At 53.0% G+C, this 20,090-nt stretch carries 20 protein-coding genes and 1 tRNA gene; 14 read left to right on the forward strand and 7 right to left on the reverse strand.

Features of this window, described 5'->3' with window-relative positions; genetic code table 11:
• The first annotated feature begins 90 nt into the window (after window positions 1–90).
• Entirely contained in the window at window positions 91–1,785 is a 1,695-nt protein-coding gene (locus SK62_RS20510) for an AsmA family protein (RefSeq protein ID WP_047718477.1), read from the forward strand.
• An 84-nt stretch (window positions 1,786–1,869) separates the two neighbouring features.
• Here the strand turns inward: SK62_RS20510 and yicI are convergent, their stop codons facing one another.
• Window positions 1,870–4,188, reverse strand: a complete 2,319-nt coding sequence (yicI, locus tag SK62_RS20515; RefSeq protein WP_047718474.1) for an alpha-xylosidase — start codon at window positions 4,186–4,188, stop codon at window positions 1,870–1,872.
• Between the two features lie 12 nt (window positions 4,189–4,200).
• Window positions 4,201–5,592, reverse strand: coding sequence for a glycoside-pentoside-hexuronide family transporter (locus tag SK62_RS20520; RefSeq protein WP_047718472.1), 1,392 nt, complete (start codon window positions 5,590–5,592; stop codon window positions 4,201–4,203).
• A gap of 287 nt (window positions 5,593–5,879) precedes the next feature.
• Between SK62_RS20520 and SK62_RS20525 the strand changes: the two genes are divergently transcribed.
• Together SK62_RS20525 and SK62_RS20530 are read left to right on the forward strand one after the other, a co-directional pair.
• A tRNA-Sec gene (locus SK62_RS20525) sits at window positions 5,880–5,974 on the forward strand.
• 35 nt (window positions 5,975–6,009) lie between these two features.
• Window positions 6,010–6,849, forward strand: a complete 840-nt coding sequence (locus SK62_RS20530) for a DUF2971 domain-containing protein (RefSeq protein ID WP_047718470.1) — start codon at window positions 6,010–6,012, stop codon at window positions 6,847–6,849.
• On the opposite strand, the gene SK62_RS22570 is transcribed toward SK62_RS20530, so the two are convergent.
• Window positions 6,850–7,029, reverse strand: a complete 180-nt coding sequence (locus SK62_RS22570) for a toxin-antitoxin system HicB family antitoxin (RefSeq protein ID WP_071847017.1) — start codon at window positions 7,027–7,029, stop codon at window positions 6,850–6,852. It abuts the gene before it with no gap.
• A gap of 136 nt (window positions 7,030–7,165) precedes the next feature.
• On the opposite strand from SK62_RS22570, the gene SK62_RS20535 reads away from it, so the two are divergent.
• The 5 genes from SK62_RS20535 (at window position 7,166) to SK62_RS20550 (ending at window position 10,302) form a co-directional block, all read left to right on the forward strand.
• Window positions 7,166–7,507 carry a SymE family type I addiction module toxin gene (locus SK62_RS20535; RefSeq protein ID WP_006812446.1) on the forward strand — a complete coding sequence of 114 codons (342 nt, stop codon included), beginning with the start codon at window positions 7,166–7,168 and terminating at the stop codon, window positions 7,505–7,507.
• 50 nt (window positions 7,508–7,557) lie between these two features.
• Window positions 7,558–8,595 (forward strand): virulence RhuM family protein, encoded by a 1,038-nt coding sequence (locus tag SK62_RS20540; protein ID WP_047718468.1) that lies wholly within the window; start codon window positions 7,558–7,560, stop codon window positions 8,593–8,595.
• Window positions 8,596–8,857: 262 nt separating this feature from the next.
• Window positions 8,858–9,343 carry a type VI secretion system tube protein TssD gene (gene tssD / locus SK62_RS20545; protein ID WP_017383637.1) on the forward strand — a complete coding sequence of 162 codons (486 nt, stop codon included), beginning with the start codon at window positions 8,858–8,860 and terminating at the stop codon, window positions 9,341–9,343.
• A 9-nt stretch (window positions 9,344–9,352) separates the two neighbouring features.
• On the forward strand, window positions 9,353–9,718 hold the full coding sequence (locus tag SK62_RS22575) for a tlde1 domain-containing protein (protein WP_072051083.1): 366 nt from the start codon (window positions 9,353–9,355) through the stop codon (window positions 9,716–9,718).
• Window positions 9,715–10,302, forward strand: a complete 588-nt coding sequence (locus SK62_RS20550) for a hypothetical protein (RefSeq protein WP_226879429.1) — start codon at window positions 9,715–9,717, stop codon at window positions 10,300–10,302. Before SK62_RS22575 ends, SK62_RS20550 begins: the two co-directional genes overlap by 4 nt.
• Window positions 10,303–10,334: 32 nt before the next feature.
• On the opposite strand, the gene SK62_RS20555 is transcribed toward SK62_RS20550, so the two are convergent.
• The 4 genes from SK62_RS20555 to SK62_RS20570 all read right to left on the reverse strand — a co-directional run bounded on the left by SK62_RS20555 (window position 10,335) and on the right by SK62_RS20570 (window position 13,220).
• Window positions 10,335–10,778 carry a GNAT family N-acetyltransferase gene (locus tag SK62_RS20555; RefSeq protein WP_047718466.1) on the reverse strand — a complete coding sequence of 148 codons (444 nt, stop codon included), beginning with the start codon at window positions 10,776–10,778 and terminating at the stop codon, window positions 10,335–10,337.
• Window positions 10,779–10,826: 48 nt separating this feature from the next.
• Window positions 10,827–11,597, reverse strand: a complete 771-nt coding sequence (locus SK62_RS20560; protein WP_223230145.1) for a GlxA family transcriptional regulator — start codon at window positions 11,595–11,597, stop codon at window positions 10,827–10,829.
• 353 nt (window positions 11,598–11,950) lie between these two features.
• A complete protein-coding gene (locus SK62_RS20565; protein ID WP_017693981.1) occupies window positions 11,951–12,430 on the reverse strand; it encodes a hypothetical protein in 480 nt (159 codons plus the stop codon).
• A gap of 1 nt (window position 12,431) precedes the next feature.
• On the reverse strand, window positions 12,432–13,220 hold the full coding sequence (locus tag SK62_RS20570) for a winged helix-turn-helix domain-containing protein (RefSeq protein ID WP_047718465.1): 789 nt from the start codon (window positions 13,218–13,220) through the stop codon (window positions 12,432–12,434).
• Window positions 13,221–14,054: 834 nt separating this feature from the next.
• Here SK62_RS20570 and SK62_RS20575 point away from each other — a divergent pair.
• The 6 genes from SK62_RS20575 to SK62_RS20600 are packed head-to-tail and all read left to right on the forward strand — an operon-like array spanning window position 14,055 to window position 20,090.
• Window positions 14,055–14,657 (forward strand): helix-turn-helix domain-containing protein, encoded by a 603-nt coding sequence (locus SK62_RS20575; RefSeq protein ID WP_015570068.1) that lies wholly within the window; start codon window positions 14,055–14,057, stop codon window positions 14,655–14,657.
• A gap of 52 nt (window positions 14,658–14,709) precedes the next feature.
• Window positions 14,710–15,294, forward strand: a complete 585-nt coding sequence (locus SK62_RS20580; RefSeq protein ID WP_015570069.1) for a fimbrial protein — start codon at window positions 14,710–14,712, stop codon at window positions 15,292–15,294.
• 53 nt (window positions 15,295–15,347) lie between these two features.
• Entirely contained in the window at window positions 15,348–16,025 is a 678-nt protein-coding gene (locus SK62_RS20585) for a fimbrial biogenesis chaperone (protein ID WP_047718464.1), read from the forward strand.
• A gap of 23 nt (window positions 16,026–16,048) precedes the next feature.
• Window positions 16,049–18,574 carry a fimbria/pilus outer membrane usher protein gene (locus SK62_RS20590; protein WP_047718462.1) on the forward strand — a complete coding sequence of 842 codons (2,526 nt, stop codon included), beginning with the start codon at window positions 16,049–16,051 and terminating at the stop codon, window positions 18,572–18,574.
• A complete protein-coding gene (locus SK62_RS20595; RefSeq protein WP_015570071.1) occupies window positions 18,565–19,083 on the forward strand; it encodes a fimbrial protein in 519 nt (172 codons plus the stop codon). Before SK62_RS20590 ends, SK62_RS20595 begins: the two co-directional genes overlap by 10 nt.
• Window positions 19,083–20,090: a fimbrial protein gene (locus SK62_RS20600; RefSeq protein ID WP_017383645.1), complete on the forward strand. Its 1,008-nt coding sequence runs from the start codon at window positions 19,083–19,085 to the stop codon at window positions 20,088–20,090. Before SK62_RS20595 ends, SK62_RS20600 begins: the two co-directional genes overlap by 1 nt.

Here is a 20,090-nt window from a genome sequence, read left to right on the forward strand (position 1 = left end):
CCGTGACATCTCTTTACACCATTCCCGCCTTGAGCATTGCGCATAAATCGTGCATAACACCCTTATGTGCGTTTCGCGGGAAGGAAGACCATGAAATTTATTGGAAAGCTGCTTATCTATCTTCTGGTAGCCCTGCTCATTGTAGTGCTCGCCTTTTATTTTCTGCTCCAGACCCGCTGGGGCGCATCGCAGGTCAGCAGCTGGATCACGGTGAATACCGATTACGAGCTCAACTTTGACCTGATGGATCACCGCTTTTCATCCCCTTCTCACATCCTTCTGGAGAACGTTACCTTCGGACGAGATGGCAAACCGGCCACGCTGGTCGCTAAAAAAGTGGATATTGGCTTAAGCAGCCGCCAGATCACCGACCCGCTGCATATGGATGCCATCACCCTGTTCGATGGCACGCTGAATTTATCGCCGCAGACGGCGCCGCTGCCGTTCCAGGCCGACCGTCTGCAACTGAATAACATGGCCTTTAACAGCCCGAATACGGAGTGGGATCTCAGTGCGCAAAAGGTGACCGGCGGCGTCAGCCCGTGGCAGCCCGAGGCGGGGAACGTACTGGGAAAAAATGCGCAAATCCAGATGAGCGCCGGGTCGCTCACGCTCAACGGCATACCGGCCAACAACGTGCTGATTCAGGGACAACTCAACGGCAAAGAGGTGGTGCTGAATACCATCGGTGCCGATATGGCGCGCGGCTCGCTGACGGGCTCGGCTCTGCGTAATGCCGACGGTGGCTGGGTTATCAACACCCTGCGTCTGAATGAGATCCGCCTGCAAAGCGACAAATCGCTGCTGGATTTCTTCGCCCCTCTCTCCACCCTGCCTTCGTTACAGATTGGGCGGCTGGAAGTGACCGATGCCCGTCTACAGGGGCCAGACTGGGCGGTAACCGACCTTGATCTCAGCCTGCGTAACCTCACCCTGAGTAAAGGTGACTGGCAAAGCCAGGAGGGACGGTTATCCATGAACGCCAGCGAATTTATCTACGGCTCGCTGCATCTGTTTGACCCTATCCTGAATGCGGAATTCTCCCCGCAGGGCATTGCGCTGCGTCAGTTCACCTCCCGCTGGGAAGGAGGCATGGTGCGCACCTCCGGCAACTGGCTGCGCGAGGGTCAGGCGCTGGTGCTGGACGACGTTGCCATTGCCGGGCTGGAATATACGCTTCCGGAAAACTGGAAAACGCTGTGGATGGACCCGCTCCCGGCATGGCTGAACAGCGTAACGCTGAAAAAATTCGGCCTGAGCCGCAACCTGGTGATCGACATCGATCCGGCGTTCCCGTGGCAGATCACCTCCCTCGACGGTTATGGCGCTAATCTGCGGCTGGCGCAGGATCACAAGTGGGGCGTGTGGGGCGGTAACGCAACCCTCAACGGGGCGGCAGCAACCTTTAACCGCGTCGACGTGCGTCGCCCGTCGCTGGCGCTGAATGCCAACGCCGCAACGGTAAATATTACCGATCTGAGCGCCTTTACCGAGAAAGGGATCCTGGAAGCAACCGCCACCGTGTCACAGCTGCCACAGCGACTAACCACCGTGAGCCTGAACGGGCGCGGTGTACCACTCAACGTTTTGCAGCAGTGGGGCTGGCCAGCGCTGCCGATTGCAGGCGACGGCAATATTCAGCTCACCGCCAGCGGAAGCGTGCAGGCCAATGCGCCGCTGAAGCCGACGGTGAATGGGAAGCTGAGCGCGGTGAATATGGATAAACGGCAGGTGCAACAGACGATGACCGGCGGGATGGTGTCGACGGTGGCTCCGGCACAGTAAATAGCCGGGTGGCGGCTTCGCCTTACCCGGCCTACGATCTAATGTAGGCCCGGTAAGCGAAGCGCCACCGGGCATTTTTCCAGCTCAGAGGTGAACCACCACCTCATCCCCCTCGGCTTTCACCACCACCCCCCACTCGCTGCCCACATGTGAACCGCCTTTTACGCCGCCGACCTTCTGCACGTTGCGCAAGCACACCGACCAGTTTTGCGCATCTCCCGCGCCGGTAAAGGTCACGACGTCGCCCTGACGTGACGCCTTCAGCGCAAACACTACAGAACCGTCCGCCGCAGGCACTTCACTCACCGCCGTTGCGCCATCGCTCAGGTTGAAGAGCTGGAAGGCCGTCCCCTCGTGCCACGCATAGTCTGGCTTCTGGTTATTGTTACCCAGCGCCAGCAGCGTGTTGTCGCGCACATAGACCGGCAGGCTCAGGAAATCATGCTGCTGCTTATGCCAGCGGCTACCCTGAATTTCGTCGTTGTGCCACAGGTGCGTCCAGCGCCCTTCCGGCAGGTAGAACTGCACGTCGCCCGCCTCGGAGAACACCGGCGCCACCATCATTGAATCCCCCAACATGTACTGGCGGTCGAGGTAATCGCACGCCGGATCGTCCGGGAACTCCAGCATCATCGCCCGCAGCATCGGCGTGCCGGACTCGCGCGCCAGCACAGCCTGACGATACAGGTACGGCATCAGCTGGCATTTCAGCTGCGTAAAGTAGCGCACCACGTCGCAGGACTCGTCATCGTACGCCCACGGCACGCGGTAGGATTTGCTGCCGTGCAGGCGGCTGTGGCTGGAGAACAGCCCGAACGCGCACCAGCGTTTGTAGACGTGCGCCGGAGCGGTGTTTTCGAACCCGCCGATATCGTGGCTCCAGAACCCGAAGCCGGACAGGCCAATCGACAGCCCGCCGCGCAGGCTTTCGGCCATCGACTCATAGTTGGCGTAGCAGTCGCCGCCCCAGTGTACCGGGAACTGTTGCGCCCCGACGGAGGCAGAACGAGCAAACAGCACCGCCTCTTCTTCTCCCACCGTCTCTTTCAGCACGTTCCACACCAGTTCGTTGTAGATGTAGGCGTAATGGTTATGCATCTTCTGCGGATCGGAACCGTCAAACCACTGGACCTCCGTCGGGATACGCTCGCCGAAGTCGGTCTTGAAGCAGTCGACGCCGATCTCCACCAGGCCTTTCAGTTTGTCCGCATACCACCGGCACGCGTCCGGGTTGGTGAAGTCGTAGATCGCCAGCCCCGGCTGCCATTTGTCCCACTGCCACAGGGAGCCGTCCGGGCGCTTGAGCAGGTAGCCCTTCTCTTTCAACTCCCGGAAGATCGGCGATTTCTGGCCGATGTACGGGTTGATCCACACGCAGACCTTCAGCCCTTTCTCTTTCAGGCGGCGGATCATGCCTTCCGGATCCGGGAAGGTCACCGGGTCCCACTCAAAATCGCACCACTGGAAGGCCTTCATCCAGAAGCAGTCGAAGTGGAAGACGTGCAGCGGCAGGTCGCGCTCGGCCATGCCGTCGATAAAGCTGTTAACCGTCACTTCGTCGTAGTTGGTGGTGAACGAGGTGGTCAGCCACAGGCCGAACGACCATGCAGGCGGCAGCGCCGGACGCCCGGTGAAGCGGGTATAGCGGTTCAGCACCTCTTTCGGCGTCGGGCCGTCGATCACAAAGTACTCCAGATATTCCCCTTCCACGCTGAACTGCACCTTGGAGACTTTCTCGGAGCCGACTTCGAACGACACGTTTTCCGGATGGTTTACCAGCACGCCGTAGCCGCGGTTGGTCAGGTAGAACGGGATGTTTTTGTAAGACTGCTCGGTGCTTGTGCCGCCGTCGCGGTTCCAGGTTTCGACCGTCTGACCGTTGCGCACCAGCGCGGTGAAGCGCTCGCCCAGGCCGTAGACCGTTTCTCCCACGCCCAGATCCAGACGTTCAAACACGTAATTGCGGTCGGTGTTGGTATCCTGCACGTAGCCGTTATTTTTCAGTTGGCTGCCGGTAATGCGCTGGCCGTTGCGCAGGAAGTCCAGCGCCCAGAACTCGCCTTTAGTGACGCGCACGCTGATGCTGCCGCTTTTCAGCTCGGCAAATTCGGCGTTGTTTTCAATCCCGACCTTCACGTCTTTCAGGACGTTCAGCGGATAGTGCGGGCCGTTGTTCAGCGCGCCCTGGAAGTGCTCAATGCGCACCCCGATAATCCCCTCCTGCGGAGCAAACAGGCGCACCGTGAACATCAACGTGTCGAGCTGCCAGGTGCGTTCGCGCACGTCACGCGGCGCCACGTACACCACCAGGTCATTGCCCTGCTGCTCCACGTCGAACACCTGCACCGGATACGTCACGTTAAGGCCCGGTTGGATAAGCCAGTTTCCATCACTGATTTTCATGCTTACGTCCTCTTAGTTCTGCAATTCTTTGCTGACCGGCAGGTTTTCAAACTCCTGCTGATTGCGGCGCGCGCCCTGCGCCAGCTCGCGCAGAATTTTGGTCAGGAAGGGGGTTTTCAGCATGTAGTAGCGTTTGGCGATAATGGCGCTCAGCACGTAGCAGATCGCCGGTGCCAGGGTAAACAGGCCGATAATGATGCTGATGGTCGCGCTGTTCTGGGTTTTGGCTGCCGCGTCGTAGCCGCCGCCTGCCAGCATCCAGCCTATCATCGCCCCGCCCAGCGCCAGGCCGAGCTTCAGCACAAACAGCGTGCCCGCGAAGCTGATGCCGGTCAGACGTTTGCCGTTGGTCCATTCGCCGTAGTCGACGGTATCGGACATCATGACCCACTGAATCGGCGTCACCAGCTGGTGCAGCACGCCGATAACGAAGATGAAGCCGAACATCAGGACGGTGGCATGCATCGGCACGAAGAACATCGCCACGCTGACCACCGCCAGCGCGGCGTTGGTCCACCAGAAGATGCTGACCTTACATTTCCAGTCGGTAAGCGGTTTCGCCAGCGCGGAGCCGATCAGGTTGCCGACGCAGTAGGTGGTGAGGAACGCGACGAACACCTCCGGCGAGCCCATGATCCAGGTGCAGTAGTACATCATCGCGCCGCCGCGCACGCAGACGGCGAGGATGTTGAGGATGGTGAGCACGCCGACGATGCGCCACTGGTCGTTGTGCCAGATGTCGCGCAGGTCTTCCCGCATGGAGGTGGTGCTCGGCGGCACCTGGATGCGCTCTTTGGTGGTGAAGAAGCAGAACGCCAGCATCAGGAACGCGACCACCGACAGCACGGCGATCCCGCCCTGGAAGCCGAATGCCTTATCGTCGCCGCCAATCAGGTTCACCAGCGGCATCATCAGCACCGTAGAGAGCATGCCGCCCGCCGTCGCCAGCACAAAGCGCCACGACTGGAGGGAGATACGCTGCGTCGGGTCGTTGGTGATCACCCCGCCCAGCGCGCAGTACGGGATGTTGACCACGGTATAGAGCAAGGTCAGCAGGGTGTAGGTGATGGCGGCGTAAACCATTTTACCGTTGAGGCTGAGGTCCGGCGTGGTATACGCCAGCACGCAGACGATGCCGAACGGGATCGCGCCGAACAAAATCCACGGACGGAACTTGCCCCAGCGGCTGCGGGTGCGGTCGGCAATCAGCCCCATGCACGGGTCGGAGATAGCATCCAGCGCGCGGGCCAGCAGGAACATGGTGCCGACAAACCCGGCGGGAATACCAAAAATATCGGTGTAGAAAAACATCATATAAAGCATGACGTTATCAAAAATGATATGGCTGGCGGCGTCTCCCATGCCGTAGCCAATCTTCTCTTTTACTGACAAGACTTCGCTCATATTTTTATCCTTCACGCTGTAGGGGGCGCTGAGACCGGTTACCGTTTTTTAAACCATTGTTTCAGGGGCGGGTATTGCGTTTTCTGGTTAAGAGATTACGTTTCTTGTTTTTTGTGATCGGGATAAAAGTTGGTGAGCACGAAATGCTAACCTGAGGATTTTCTTAAGAATTAGCTGAAACAGGGGGGTTAAGGTCAAAAGAGAGGTGAAAAAAGTGGTGTGGGGTATGTGGTAAATGCCTGAAAGTAGCTATAATGCGCCCCGCCTCCATGTAGCAATGCAGGCGCGGAAGATCGTCATCTCCGGTGAGGTGGCTGGACTTCAAATCCAGTTGGGGGCGCCAGCGTTCCCGGGCAGGTTCGACTCCTGTGATCTTCCGCCAAAAATACAGCTAAATCTACTTTCAGAGTTAATAACATGTATAAATATCTTCCCTCAGAAAGAATCGATATACTTGAAAATAACTTAATATGTTTTAATAACCCTTTAAATTTTAACGACCCATTTGAATTCAATACTTCTCTTAACTTTAGTAGCTTTGAATCCAATTTATACGATTCGTTAAGCACTGTAGACCTTCTCAAAGAATTTCCAGCTGAATTATTAAATCAGATTGAAAAACTGCCTAAAGAAATTGTCAGTAATTTACTTAAAGATGCAAAAAAAACAATGCTCTCGATGTATAAAAAAGAAAGAGGAAATATAATAAGAGCAGCAGATACTACAATGCAAAGTTTTAACTCTAAGTTGATAGGAATAACGAGGATTCTATCATTAACAGAAACCCCTACGAATATTTTGATGTGGGGACACTATGCACAGGCCCACAGTGGGTTTATCATTGAATTTGATATCACTCATCCATTTTTCTCACAACGTCGCGGCCAAAAAGATGAATTTGGTTATTTACGAAAAGTTATATATCAAAAAGAATATCCATTCTTGGATCCATTCTCAGACGATCAAATAAATCATTTCCTAGTAAAAAGCAAAGACTGGGAATATGAACATGAATGGCGAATGTTGTTACCACAGGCCAATTCTGGTAAAACAATTAATGTATGTGAAAAAGAATTTGATCTCTATGAACTACCATCCGATGCTATCAAAACGATAATTTTTGGTTGCAATACCTCAGAACATTTTAAAACTAAAATGTTCAGGTTAATAAGTTCACGAACCGACTATGAACATATCAGTTTTATACAGGCTAAAAAATCAAATTCAAGATTTGAGATTGTATTAGACCCGTTATGACTACTTTTTTAATCTATTTAATTCATTTCGACCTAAATTTTTTAACCAATTCCCCAAACTCATCCCTTCAGCCTTCGCCGCAGCCTCAAACTGGGCCTTCAACTCTGGCGTAATACGTATCTGAAAAGTCGGTGCTTTTCCGGATTTTGACTTATTAGGATCGCGTTTAGCTGTTGACATGTACGTACCTAAAAGAGCAGTATATCTTCATTGAGGTACGTACCTTAACATATAACGACCTCAGATTGGAACGCCCTCGCCAGGTGCTCGCAACACCAGACGAGAGCTAACCTCACCAACTATCAAGGAGTTGATTATGGCTGATTCTCATTCTACCCCAGACACCGACCAATCCGGAACCGAGCGTTCGTTAATTGTGGGATACCGCCCGAATGTTTACGACAAATCCACGCCGAAAATCATCCTTTCCGGTAAGTGGTTGCGCGCAGCGGGGTTTGATACCGGACAGCAGGTCACGGTAAAGGTCATGAAAGGATGCATCGTTCTGGTGGCGTATAACGAGCAGGAGCAGCGTTTGCAAGATGATTATAAACGGACGAAAGCAAAGCTTATTGAGATAGAGGACGCGCTTGCAGCGATCCAAATTCCACATGCTGGAAAGCGCCTCGCAAAATCAAATACAAACCACCTGGCTTAGCGGCTGTTTCTGGCATACTACCTGCCTGGTGCATTAGATGTGGAGGCGACATGGCAGATAAAGACGTAATCCAATCCCCGGCAGGCGAATTTGTTATGTTTGCCAGTGATGATGGAACGGTTCGCATCACATGTCGCTTTGAACATGAAACACTCTGGCTGTCGCAAGCAGCCATTGCGTCTCTTTACCAGGTCACCCCTCAAGCTATTACTCAGCATATTAAAGCTATTTACGAAGAAGGTGAGCTTGAACAAAAAGCAACTTGTAAGGCTTACTTACAAGTTCAGCAAGAAGGTCAGCGCAAGGTCAATCGCAACACACTTCACTATAGCCTGCCCGTCATTCTCGCCATCGGCTATCGCGTCCGATCCACGCGAGGTACGCAGTTCCGCCAGTGGGCCACCCAAACGCTCCAGGAATACCTGGTTAAAGGCTTCGTTATGGACGACGAGCGCCTGAAAAATCCGCCTGTGGGATCTTCCGCCGTCCCTGACTATTTCGATGAAATGCTGGAACGCATTCGCGATATACGTGCCAGCGAACGCCGGGTCTACCTTCGCGTGAGGGAGATTTTCGCATTAGCTGCTGACTATCAGCCGTCGCTCAAAGAAACCACGCAATTCTTTCAGACCATCCAGAATAAACTGCATTTTGCCTGCACTGGGCACACCGCTGCTGAGTTGATTCACCAACGTGCGGACGCCACTCAACCGCATATGGGGCTGACCAGCTATAAAGGCGAAGAAGTCCGTAAAAGCGATGTCACCACCGCAAAAAATTATCTGTCTCAGGATGAGGTGAGCGAGCTTAATCGCGTCGTTAATATGTGGCTCGATTTTGCCGAAGATCAGGCCAAACGCCGCAAGCAGGTATTTTTACGAGACTGGCAAACCAAGCTCGATCAGTTTCTGCAATTTAATGACCGGGACGTTTTAGAAGGAGCAGGCAAAATCAGCAAGAAAACGGCTGATGAAAAGGCGTGCTCAGAATACCTCGAATATGAAAAAAAGCAGCGCCTGCTGAAAGAGGCCGAAGGTGAGAAAGATATTGTCGGCTTATTAAAATGGGATAAGCAGGCTAAGCGCTAATCCCGGCATAGGTTCATTATTCAATGATATTCATCATTTCAATATTTGATGCTTTTTTAGTGACTATTATTCTTGCGATGGAAGAATAGTCATAAATCAACATTATAAATTTTTAAACGTCAATTGATACCATCCATATCTCGCAACTACAACTTTCTATTAAACCAACCGAAATTCTTTAACATTCCTGTTTTGAAATGAAAGTCACAATTTAAATCCATTATGAAGAGTAGTTTCCCTCAGTCTATAAAAGGAGATTGAGATGGCTATACCTGTTTACTTATGGCTCGAGGATGATTCAGGCCGGAGGATTAATGGATCTGTCGATATAAAAGATCGCGAAGGTTCAATAGAAGTGATTGAATTTATGCATTCTATAGAACAACCTATAGATAAATTCTCCGGTAAAATCACTGCAAAACGCATTTGTAGTACCTATGCATTCATGAAAGAGATTGATTCATCATCCTCTTATCTATACAAAGCCTTATGCACTGGGCAAACACTTAAAAAAGCAGAGTTCATATTTTACAGAATCAACTATAACGGACTTGAAGAGGCTTACTTTAAGACAACTTTAGAAAATGCAAGAGTAGTTCAAATTGAACCACTCATGTTTGACATTAAACTACCGCGAAACGAACGCTATACACATTGTGAATATGTAGATCTAACATATGAAAAAATAACATGGCATTACATAGATGGAAACATCATTCATTCTGATACCTGGAAGGAACGCGCTTAAGGAGAAAGTATGTCCTGGGAATATGATGTAAAAGAGCACAAATTTTATCTGGATGGTGTCTACCAATTTGATGCAGATTACGCAGGTGCTAGTGGTTACAAAAACGATCCGTCACAAGAATGTGTAAAAAACAGCGGACCGCTGCCACGAGGTACCTACACTATTGGGTCCCCTCATAATTCAGCCCACACCGGGAAATATACTCTCAGCCTCACGCCCTACTCGACAAATGATATGTGTGGTAGAGACTCATTTAAAATACATGGTAAAAGCAGTTTGCACCCTGACGACTCTTCAGAGGGCTGCATCATTGCTCCTCTGAGTGCCAGAAGGAGTATCTGGAAAAGCAACGATACGGTATTGATAGTCAAATGAAGCGTTTATTTTGTTTATTGCCATTACTCGTTGCAGTCAGTTCGCACGTCTCAGCAACGGAAATGACCGGCTTCGCGACCGAGTATTACGATGAAGACGGATCACTGACGGAAATTTCTACAACAGTGCCCCTTTCACCGACCATCGCTATAAGCAAGCAAGCCGTACGAATGGAGGTTACTCACCTGTCAGATATCACCAGCACACCAGTTAACAAAGACAGCTCAGCACGCTGGGTCTGCCTTCATGACGACGATGGCACGAATTACTGGTTCATTTCTGATAACGAAATGGGTGCAGGATTGTTAACTGCGCTAGTTATTGCCAAAGATGGCATCCATAAAGAGTGTGCTAAAACAACGGAACCTGTCAGCGTCTCAGTCGCGAATGTTCCATTGTTGAATGCTACTCACAGGAATCTAATTGAAATGTTCGGCAAGAAAGGGATCGCCAAAAAGAAAGCGATACTTTTTTATCAGGAGACGCCAGTACAGAATGGATTCATCCAGAGTAATACGGTCTCGTATTACTTTGATGGCGAAAAATTGCGCGGCGTAATTATCGGGCAAATAACCAGTAACTAGCTTGCAGGCTCCCTCTTTTACAGAAGAGGGCGTTAAGCCTGTCCACTCAACCGCATATGCAACAGCGGAAACGGATTCCCCTGCCCATCCAGTTCTGAACGCCCGACCTGCTCAAACCCCATATGACGATAAAACGCCACCCCCTGCGGATTCTGCTCGTTCACATCCACTTCATTTACGCCGAATTCTGCAATGGCATATTGCAGCAGCATTTTCCCGATACCCTTCCCCCGGCTCGCATCATCCACAAACAGCATTTCAATGCGATTTTTATCCACGCCCAAAAAGCCGTGAATAATACCCACGTCATCCCGGGCAATCACAACCCTGAGATTAGGCAAATATGCGTTGAGCAATAACGGACGCAGCGCCGCGTTATCGCTTTCCTGCAAAAAGCGGTGCGTGGCGCGAACGGACGACTCCCAGACTGCGACGAGGCGTTCAAATTGTGAGGGGTGTGCGGCTTCTATTTTCATGATGATATTCCGGTTGAGTAAAGTTTCAGGGCAGCAATGTAATGATATTCAGCTCTGCGAAGTGCGCCACACGCCAGGCGTACAACCATACTCCGTCTGAAAATGACGAATAAAGTGCGCGCAGTCGCTGAACCCCATCCGCTGCGCAATATCCGTCACGCTTTGCTGTGAGTTCTTCAGCAGCCAGCAAGCATAGCGCAGTCTGGCACTGCGGATAAATTCGCGGGCCGTTTTGCCGAATTCTGCGTGGAACAGACGGTTGAGCTGGCGTTCACTCAATGCCACTTCTCGCGCAAGCCCGGCGGTGGTGAGCGGCCGGGTCAGGAACTGTTCTATCAGCATGACGGCGCGGCGCAACCGCGAGTCAGGGATAAGCGCAAAATTCGCCGGACGCGGGGTGGCAATTTCATGCGGAACGAGCGACAAACGCTGACAGGTGGTGCTGGCGATATCATCCCCGGCATGGGCGCGGATAAGCTCAGTTGCCAGCGTCAGGGTGGAAATACCGCCCGGGCAGGTCAGCACATCGCCATCGTCGATGAAATCATACCCTTGCTCAGCATAAACCAGCGGGAAAGCCTGCCGAAATGCATCAAGGTGGAAAGGATGGATGGACGCTCGTCGTTCATTCAGCAATCCTTCCTGTGCGAGGACAAAACTGCCGGTGCCAATGCCAATGAGCGGAACCCCGGCATGGTGGGCATGTGCCAGATACGCTTTATCCCCCTGATACCCTAAGTCCAGATACTGCAATTCACCGCCGATAACAGCAAGGTAGTTAAAACTGTCCGGCGGCGCATGGGGAGAATCCGGTCTCATGATAATCCCCGCATTGCTGATAATCGGGATATCAGGAAATTCACTTATCAGGCTGATTTTAAATGCTAATTTATCCTGAGCTTTCGCTGCATAACGCAGCGCCTCCAGCAACCCGGAGACGGCCAGGAGTGAATAACGGGGCCATAATATCAACCCAATATGCAGACACTTTTCCGGTACTGATTTCCCCCCATCGGAGGAGTCAAATACACTTTTCATTTACTTGCCAAATTTAAAATTAATTACATTATCGCAACATGTTCTGTCGCACTTTATATTTCTAAGATAATCCTGATATTTTAAATCAAGCATAAATGAGACGGGAGGAAAATATAATGTTTTTCTCGTTTATATCATTCTTTTTTTGAGCCACGACACACATATGTCGGTAATGTTCCTAAGGTAAAGATATAGTTACCATTATGTTGTTCATTGATCCGCATATAAATACTCTTGCCCGGATAGACAAAGAATTGCGGTTCATATTTTTCCAGCCAGCTGTCGTCGACATTATCGTCCGGGAACGTCATATTTTTTTCTGACGTCAGCAAATAGAGATGATCTTGTCTCTCCACCCGAAAGGAAATTTTCCTGTCGATGGTTTTACCCGGATCGCTCTTTGCCCGGCCATTCATGCTCAGGGTGCCGAATTTCCCGTCGAAGGTGTAATTCAGCCAGACCGTCAGCGTCTCATCCGGATGGTGCTGGACCAGATTAGCCTGGCATGAAAAAGGCTGAACGTAAGTTCGGTGCCACAGGTAATAGCCCGTCAGCACGCCTGCCGTGACGAGGCCCGTCACGATGATATACAGCATCTGCCGAAAACGAGTCATGCTAGCTATCCTTCAGGAAATAATCAGATATACAGCGGTTCGGTTCTTTCATTGGCCGGTCGCAGCGAATAACCGACGCACGAGGAAGCAGAGCGTACCAGCTGATGTAAACCCAGGGATATTGCGCGCATTCAGCCTTGAATTGTTCCACATAGGTCAGCGCGGAAGCGCGTTCAGCGTAGGTCTGAATGTCGTTCGCAAGATAAACGCGACAGGCTCCGACGGATGCCGCAAAACGGTAATCCTCAACAAAACGGTTTTCTGTGGCGTTCATATATCCCGTCACGCCTGCCCCGGCCAGGATGATCAACAGCCCCATGACAACTGCCAGCCAGCGCGTGGGCTTCCTGACAACGGGCGCTGCTGGCGCGGAAGTTGTAGATACCTCCTCGATCGCTGGCGCCTCCACACATTGTTCCTCTGCGGGTTGAGGCGCGACAGGTGAAGACTCTCTGACGGTTATTTGCGTGTCGCTTGCCAGCGTCAACCCAATCCGGGGAATGGTAACGATAGGGTCAGTTTCAAAACCAATCTTTTTGAGCCCTTTGCGCAGGATGGAGATGTTCTGGTAATAGGTATTGGAGGAGACAAGCATGCCGCGGCTTTGCCAGACAATATCAAGGAACTCTTGCTGAGTGACAATCGACCCCGCTCTGTCGATTAATAACAACAGGCATCGGCCTGCTGGCGAATTTAACACAACCACACGGTCAGGATTGTTGATATCACGTAACGTGCTGGCCGCAGGATGAAATTCGACGATATTATTTATAATGTAATGCTTATGCATAGGGGCAGTATGAATTCTCCGGTTAACAGATGTTGAACCTGGGTCACCGCATGTATGGGATGACATTCACGTCGGGATTAATGTGACTGATTAACGTCATGCTGTATATCTTCGCCATTGGCGAAAAATCTTAATTTATATTTCATCCCTTAAGCTTCACTGAACCTGCATAAGAACTCAACCCTTGTAGAATGCGGCTTGCAGAGCCGCTTCATCCGCGATCATCCTCATTATGATGTTTTGTGAAGTGAATTTCCGCTCCACAGATGTATCTGACTACCGGCAGCATCTCATTTATCAGGGCCTCATCTTTTGGCGCGCTCCTCGCCTCTTGACATTGACAAATATCTACATAAAAAAACATTGTACGCCACGGACATGCGTGTCTGAAATATTCAGCATCCTTAAGCCTTAAGTTTTCTCAACCTGACCAATATCAATAACTTACATGGTTTTTGTATGCTTTTAAGCCACCTTTCTATCAGTTTTTATCGATGATAACATTCGTAAATTGTTATTCCCCGTCAGCAACTTCACACCCGCACTGACACCAGACGACAAACTCCTTACAAAACGTTTATCAAAGCTAAATTTTCATTAAAAATAGCGGCTATCATAATTTACAGAAAGCGAAGCGGAATAAGACCAATCAGAGGGAAGCGTCGTAACCGGTCTCGATCTTAGTAATTAATACAATTTTAGATTAATTCAGATTACCTCTTTATTGGCCGACGTATAGTAGGCCTACAGTATGCAATACGTCATTGCTTCGAGAATACTGGCGATAACCTTATAAATAATTCGCCTGATTACTATTATAAATCGAGGAATAACATGACGAACAATAGCCAAATAACACAGCATATAACTGTTGCACTGATGGGCGGCGATCATTATGCAAGAAACGGCATTAAAACGTTATTAAGCAGCATCCGCGACGACCTTCACATCATTATCATCGAAGGAGGTTATCAGGAACTGGATAAGGCGCTGTCGTCGATTCGTATCGATATCTTATTTATATCCGGCGCAGAGAAATACCATACAGGGTATGACTCACTGAAATATTTAAAAAAAATCAAAGTCACGCAGCCTGAAGTGATTATCTGCCTGTACTCAACCTCTGCCCATTCCCTGTTATGGGTCCGGGAAGATATTGATGCCTATATCTCGCTACAGAACACGGTTTATCAGTGGCGGATAAAGCTAGCAAAAATGGTCGATAGCCATTATCGGCCCCAAAAGCAGCCAGCGGCGTTATCGCTGACGCCTGGAGAAAGGAGGGTATTAAAGGAACTCAGGAACGGACTGGATATACGTTACATCGCAGAACTGGAGAAACTTTCTTATCGCCGCGTGAGCGCCTTAAAAAGCTCAGCGATAAGGAAACTCGGGCTCAGGAATAAGACAGATTTGCTGGTCTTTTTAACCAGTTAGACCTGCCGCTTTCAGAGCAAATCTCGGAATAAAAAAACCAAGGAACTATGAAATGAAAGCACGCCTTACTTGCCATTCTCTGCTGGCATTAAGCATTGCCGCCCTGCTGCCAGCGGGCTCAGCACTGGCCGCCACCACCAGCGGCGGCACGGTTAACTTCAGCGGTAAAGTGGTGACCTCCGCCTGTGCCATCAGCGCCGGTAGCGCCAATATCGACGTCGACATGGGTGAAGTGCGTACCGCCACGCTGGCTGCCGCAGGCAGTGAAGCCAGTACCGCAAAAGCCTTCTCCATCACCCTGGAAGATTGCGAAATCGCCGATACTTCCGCGTCCACGGAAGATAACCCTATTGCCGCAACGACCGTGGCTATCACCTTCACCGGTACACCGGACAGTACCGATGTGAATAGCCTGGCCGCGGGCGTAAACGGCGGCGCGGGCTCGGCGCAGCATGTCGCTATCCGACTTTATGACGAACAGGGCAACGTCGTCAGGCTGGGTGAGCCGGCAGCAGCGATCCCCCTGCGTGCAGGGGCGAACATCCTGAACTTCAGCGCGAAATATTACTCCCCACTGGGCAACGCCACGGCGGGTGATGCCAGCGCGGTCGCCACCTACACCGTGACCTATTCGTAATCTTCAGGCCCGGTCTGCTGGCCGGGTCTGACTCAGCTTTCAGGAGACGCACTATGCGCGTAAACACATGGATTTGTCTGGCTGGCACGTTATGTTCATCCGCCGTGTACGCAGGCGGCGTGGGGTTAGGCGCAACGCGGCTGATCTACACCGGCGCGGCAGCGCAGACGATGATGCAGGTAAGAAATACCCATCCTGATGCCACCTTCCTGATCCAGTCATGGATGGAAGACGAGAAGGGGAGCCGTACCAACGACTTCGTCATCACGCCGCCGCTGTACGTCATGAAGCCCGCCAGCGAAAGCGCGGTGAAAATCATGTTCAGCGGCGACGCCCTGCCAGCCGATCGCGAGACGCTGTACTGGATGACGGTCAAAGCTATCCCACAGCAGGTTAAAAACGGTTCCGGCAATTCGCTGCAATTCGCCTCTGCCAACCGCATCAAGGTCTTTTATCGCCCGGAGCGGCTCAGGGAAGGTGCAGGGGAGGCATGGAAAAACCTTGCCGGCGCCTACCGCGCGGGCAAGGTCACGCTGACCAACCCAACGCCGTATTACCTCACCACCATTAACGTGAAAATTGATGGCAGGCCGGTGTCGCCCGTCATGGTACCGCCGAAATCCAGCGTGACGCTGGCAGACACCTTCAGCCATGCGAGCAGCTTAAGCTACCAGACGATTAACGATTATGGCGCCTGGACGCCCGTTACCCGCACGTCATTGTCCCAATAATAAAAACAGTAAGGCGTGACCACATGAAAATTAAAATCCTGTGCGCCACGGCGATCGCCCTGGTGATTCGGCAAGCCGTGGCTGCCGAAAGCGAGCTGCAATTTAATCCTGCGTTTCTCAACGGCGAGCGCGCCAACAGCGCCGATCTCGCCTGGGTCAACGCCGGGAGCGCGTTGCCGCCGGGCGAGTACAATCTTAACGTGTATATCAACACCCAGTTCGCGTTCACAGGTAACGTCACGTTTCGCGTCGCTGAAAACACCGCCGGTGAAGCCCTGCCGTGCCTTACGCCTGCGCAATTCGCCGCACTTGGCATCGACAGCCGTCAGGCTAAAGGGGGTGAGCTGCCGCCTGCGCAGCGCTGCATTTTTTTAACCCGGTCATTCGCCGATACCCGGTTTGATTTTGACCAGAGGACGCTTACCCTCAACTTCACCGTACCGCAAAGCGCGATGCGCGCTCTGCCGCGCGGGTACGTCAGCCCGGAGAGCTGGGAGTCCGGCATCCCTGCCGCGTGGCTGAACTATGTGGTCAATGGCGCGAATAATGACTACCGGGGCGAGACGCGCACGCGGGAACAACAGCTGTTTGTGAGCCTCAACAGCGGCGCCAACCTGGGCGCATGGCGGCTGCGTGATTTCACCACGTGGACCAAAGAGAGTAACGAGCTCACCCACGTCCAGACCTGGCTACAGCGGGATATCCGCGCCCTGCGTGCCCAGGTTTATGCCGGTGAAACGTTCACCTCATCGCAGGTGTTTGACGCCGTTGGCCTGCGTGGGGTTGCCCTGAAGACCGATGACAATATGTTGCCCGCCAGCCTGAGCGGTTACGCGCCCGAAGTGCGTGGCATCGCGCGCAGCAATGCCACGGTGACGGTTCGCCAGAACGGTAACGTCATCTATCAAACCTCCGTTCCGCCGGGGGCGTTTGTGCTGAAAGATCTCTATCCGACCTCTTCCGGCGGCGATCTCGCGGTCACCATTCAGGAGAGCGACGGTAGCCAGACGCAATACACCCTGCCCTTTGCCAGCGTGCCGAATCTGGTGCGTAACGGTCAGGTCAAATATGCTCTGGGGGCGGGGAAATACCGCCCTGCGGGCAATCAGATCTCGCCCTCCTTCGCGCAGGGCGAGCTGTTCCTGGGCTGGAGATACGGCCTCACGTTTTATGGCGGGGCGCAGTTTTCCGATCGCTACAACGGCCTGGCCTTCGGTATCGGGCAGAATCTCGGCCGCTTTGGCGCCTACTCCCTCGACCTCACCCATGCCCGCAGCCAGCTGGCTGATAACCAGCACTACACCGGTGATTCGGTGCGCCTGCGGTACAGCAAGCTGCTGAACGATATCGGTACGCGAGTCAATTTCTTCTCGCTGCGTTACTCAACGGCAGGGTTTTATACCCTCAGCGATACCACTTACAAAGGCATGGCGGGCGGAGCGCCAAAACAGACCGTGGAAGACGATGGCACCGTCACCACTCACTACGACACGGTTTACAACCTGCATATGTCGCGTAAGGCAAAAAATCAGCTGCTGTTGTCGCAGCCGATGGGCGAATACGGCGCGCTGTCGCTGTCCTGGGATCAACAAACCTACTGGAAAACGTCAAAAACCACGCAAAGTTTGCAGTTCGCGTGGAACGCGACGTTTCGTAACCTGTCGCTTGGCATCAGCGCCCAGCGTAGCTCTGGCCTGTACGACAACAAGAAAGACAATATCCTCGCGTTGTCCCTGTCGGTGCCGCTGGGTAACCCGGCGCTGTCGACCCGTCTCCGTTTTACCGCTACCCATGCGGATCCCGCTGGCACCACCGCCAGTACCGGTGTCAGTGGTTATCTGCCGGGGCAGGAGAATCTTTTCTATAGCGTCAACCAGCGCTACAGCGCGCAGCAGCACTACGGCGGCGATGCCGCGCTGCAATACGAGGGCGCGTGGGGAGACTATAACCTGGGCTACAGCTACGCCGGTGACTCCCGCAACCTCAGTTACGGGATGAGCGGCGGTGCGGTGCTGCATGAGGATGGTCTGACGCTGAGCCAGCCGCTCGGGAACACCAATATTCTGGTGAAAGCCCCGGGCGCCAGTCATGTCGCCGTGCTCAACCACAAGGGCATCAAAACCGACAGCCGGGGCTATGCGGTGATCCCGTACGCCACGCCGTATCGCGTTAATCAGGTTGCGCTGGATGTCACCACCGTGGGCAATGACGTGGAACTTGAGAACGCCATCGCCAATAAAATCCCCACCGACGGGGCACTGGTTCGCGCCACCCTCACCACGCGTCAGGGGGCAAAAGCGATGTTTATCGTACGTCACGCTAAAGACGTGCTCCCCTTCGGTACGCTGGTCTCGTCAGAGGATGACAAAGCCAGCGGTATCGTCGGCGACGGCGGCAGCGTGTATCTGACCGGCCTGTCAGCGGAGGGAACATTGCATGCCGTATGGGGGCGCAACAGCGCCCAGCGCTGCACGATCCGCTATGCGCTGAACCCGCAGAATTATCACGCCCGCACCGGGCTTTATTCCCAGGAGGTCATATGTCAGTAACCATCCGGTTCCTCCCCCTGATCCTGCTGATGTTCATCACCGTTCCCGCGCGCGGCTATGACGTGCTGGTTTCCGTGACCGGCAACGTGATCGGCAATACCTGCATTGTCTCGGAAGATTCGAAGGAGCAAAACGTGCCGCTGGGCACCCTCGGCGTGAAGCAATTTAGCGAGGCGGGCGCGGTCAGCAATATCAAAACGCCCTTCACGCTCACCCTTGAAGCATGCGGCCCCACCTTTGCTGGCGTGAAAATCCGCTTCAGCGGTACGCCGGATGACGAGAACCCGCAGCTTCTGAAAGTCGCTGACGGCGGCGCGACCGGCGTGGCGGTGCAGATTCTGGATAAAGACAGCGTACTTATCCCGCTGGACACCCAAACCGCTGCTTACGGCGCGGCGGGGGATGACAGCGTAAAAATGACCTTCTATGCGCGACTGGCCGCCACGGGTGCGCCGGTCAATGCCGGAGACGTTTCGGCAGTGGCGACCTGGACGACGGAGTATCAATAATGCGTTTACTGTTTTTAGCCCTGTTTTTCATGTCCTCTCAGGCACTTGCCCTCTCCTGGACATCGGATATCACCCTTTCGCCAACGCCCATGTCGTGGTCCGGCCCGGCAGACTCCATCGTGCCTGGAAAGACGATCGGCTCTGAATGGAGCGCCTCTGCGAGCGTCTCGGAAGTGTTCTGGTGCGGCCTGGTATTTACCTGCTCCAAAGGGACGCTGGAGCCGAGCAGCAGTATAACCGCCACCGGCATCACGGTTATTCTTGATGGCGCAAATTACATGGTATTTGAAACGGGCGTGCCCGGCATCGGCTTCATTCTTGGGCTTAAAGATTATAACGGCACCACCTATGTCCCGATGCAGACGGGCATTACGCAGAGCTATCCGGCCGATGGGACTAACGGTTACGCCACCGCACTGGGCTGGTCGGCAAAAGTGACGTTTATCAAGACCGGCGTTCCGCTGAAATCCGGCGTATACCAGACCCCGACCATTAACGCGGCGATCCTGACGGCCTATAACAACGAAGTGAAAACCGCGCAGGTGATCATCAACCCCACCACCATCACGGTGACGGCAAGCGGCTGCACGGTAGGCACGAAAAGCGCCAACGTCGACCTGGGCACCATTGATATTCACACGCTGCCCAGCGTAGGCAGCACCTCGCCGTCGGGGGAGTTTAACGTCAGCCTGACCTGCGATGAGAACGTGGCGGTTAACGCAGTGATGACCGATCAGACCACACCGTCAAATACCTCGTCGGTCGTGACGCTGACCGGGGACTCCACGGCCTCCGGCATTGGCGTACAGTTTTTCTATAACGGTACCGGGCCGCTGATGATGGGGCCGGACAGCTCGTCCGCAGGTACGACGGGACAGTTTTTCATCCAGACCACCAGCTCGGCACAAACGCTGTCCCTGCCGTTCCAGGCGCAGTACATCCGAACCGGTGAACTGGTCCCCGGCTCGGCCAACGCCCTGGCAAGCATCACCTTTTCGTATCAGTAG

The organism is Enterobacter sp. BIDMC109, from assembly GCF_001037885.1.
Classification (GTDB): Bacteria; Pseudomonadota; Gammaproteobacteria; order Enterobacterales; family Enterobacteriaceae; genus Enterobacter; species Enterobacter hormaechei_C.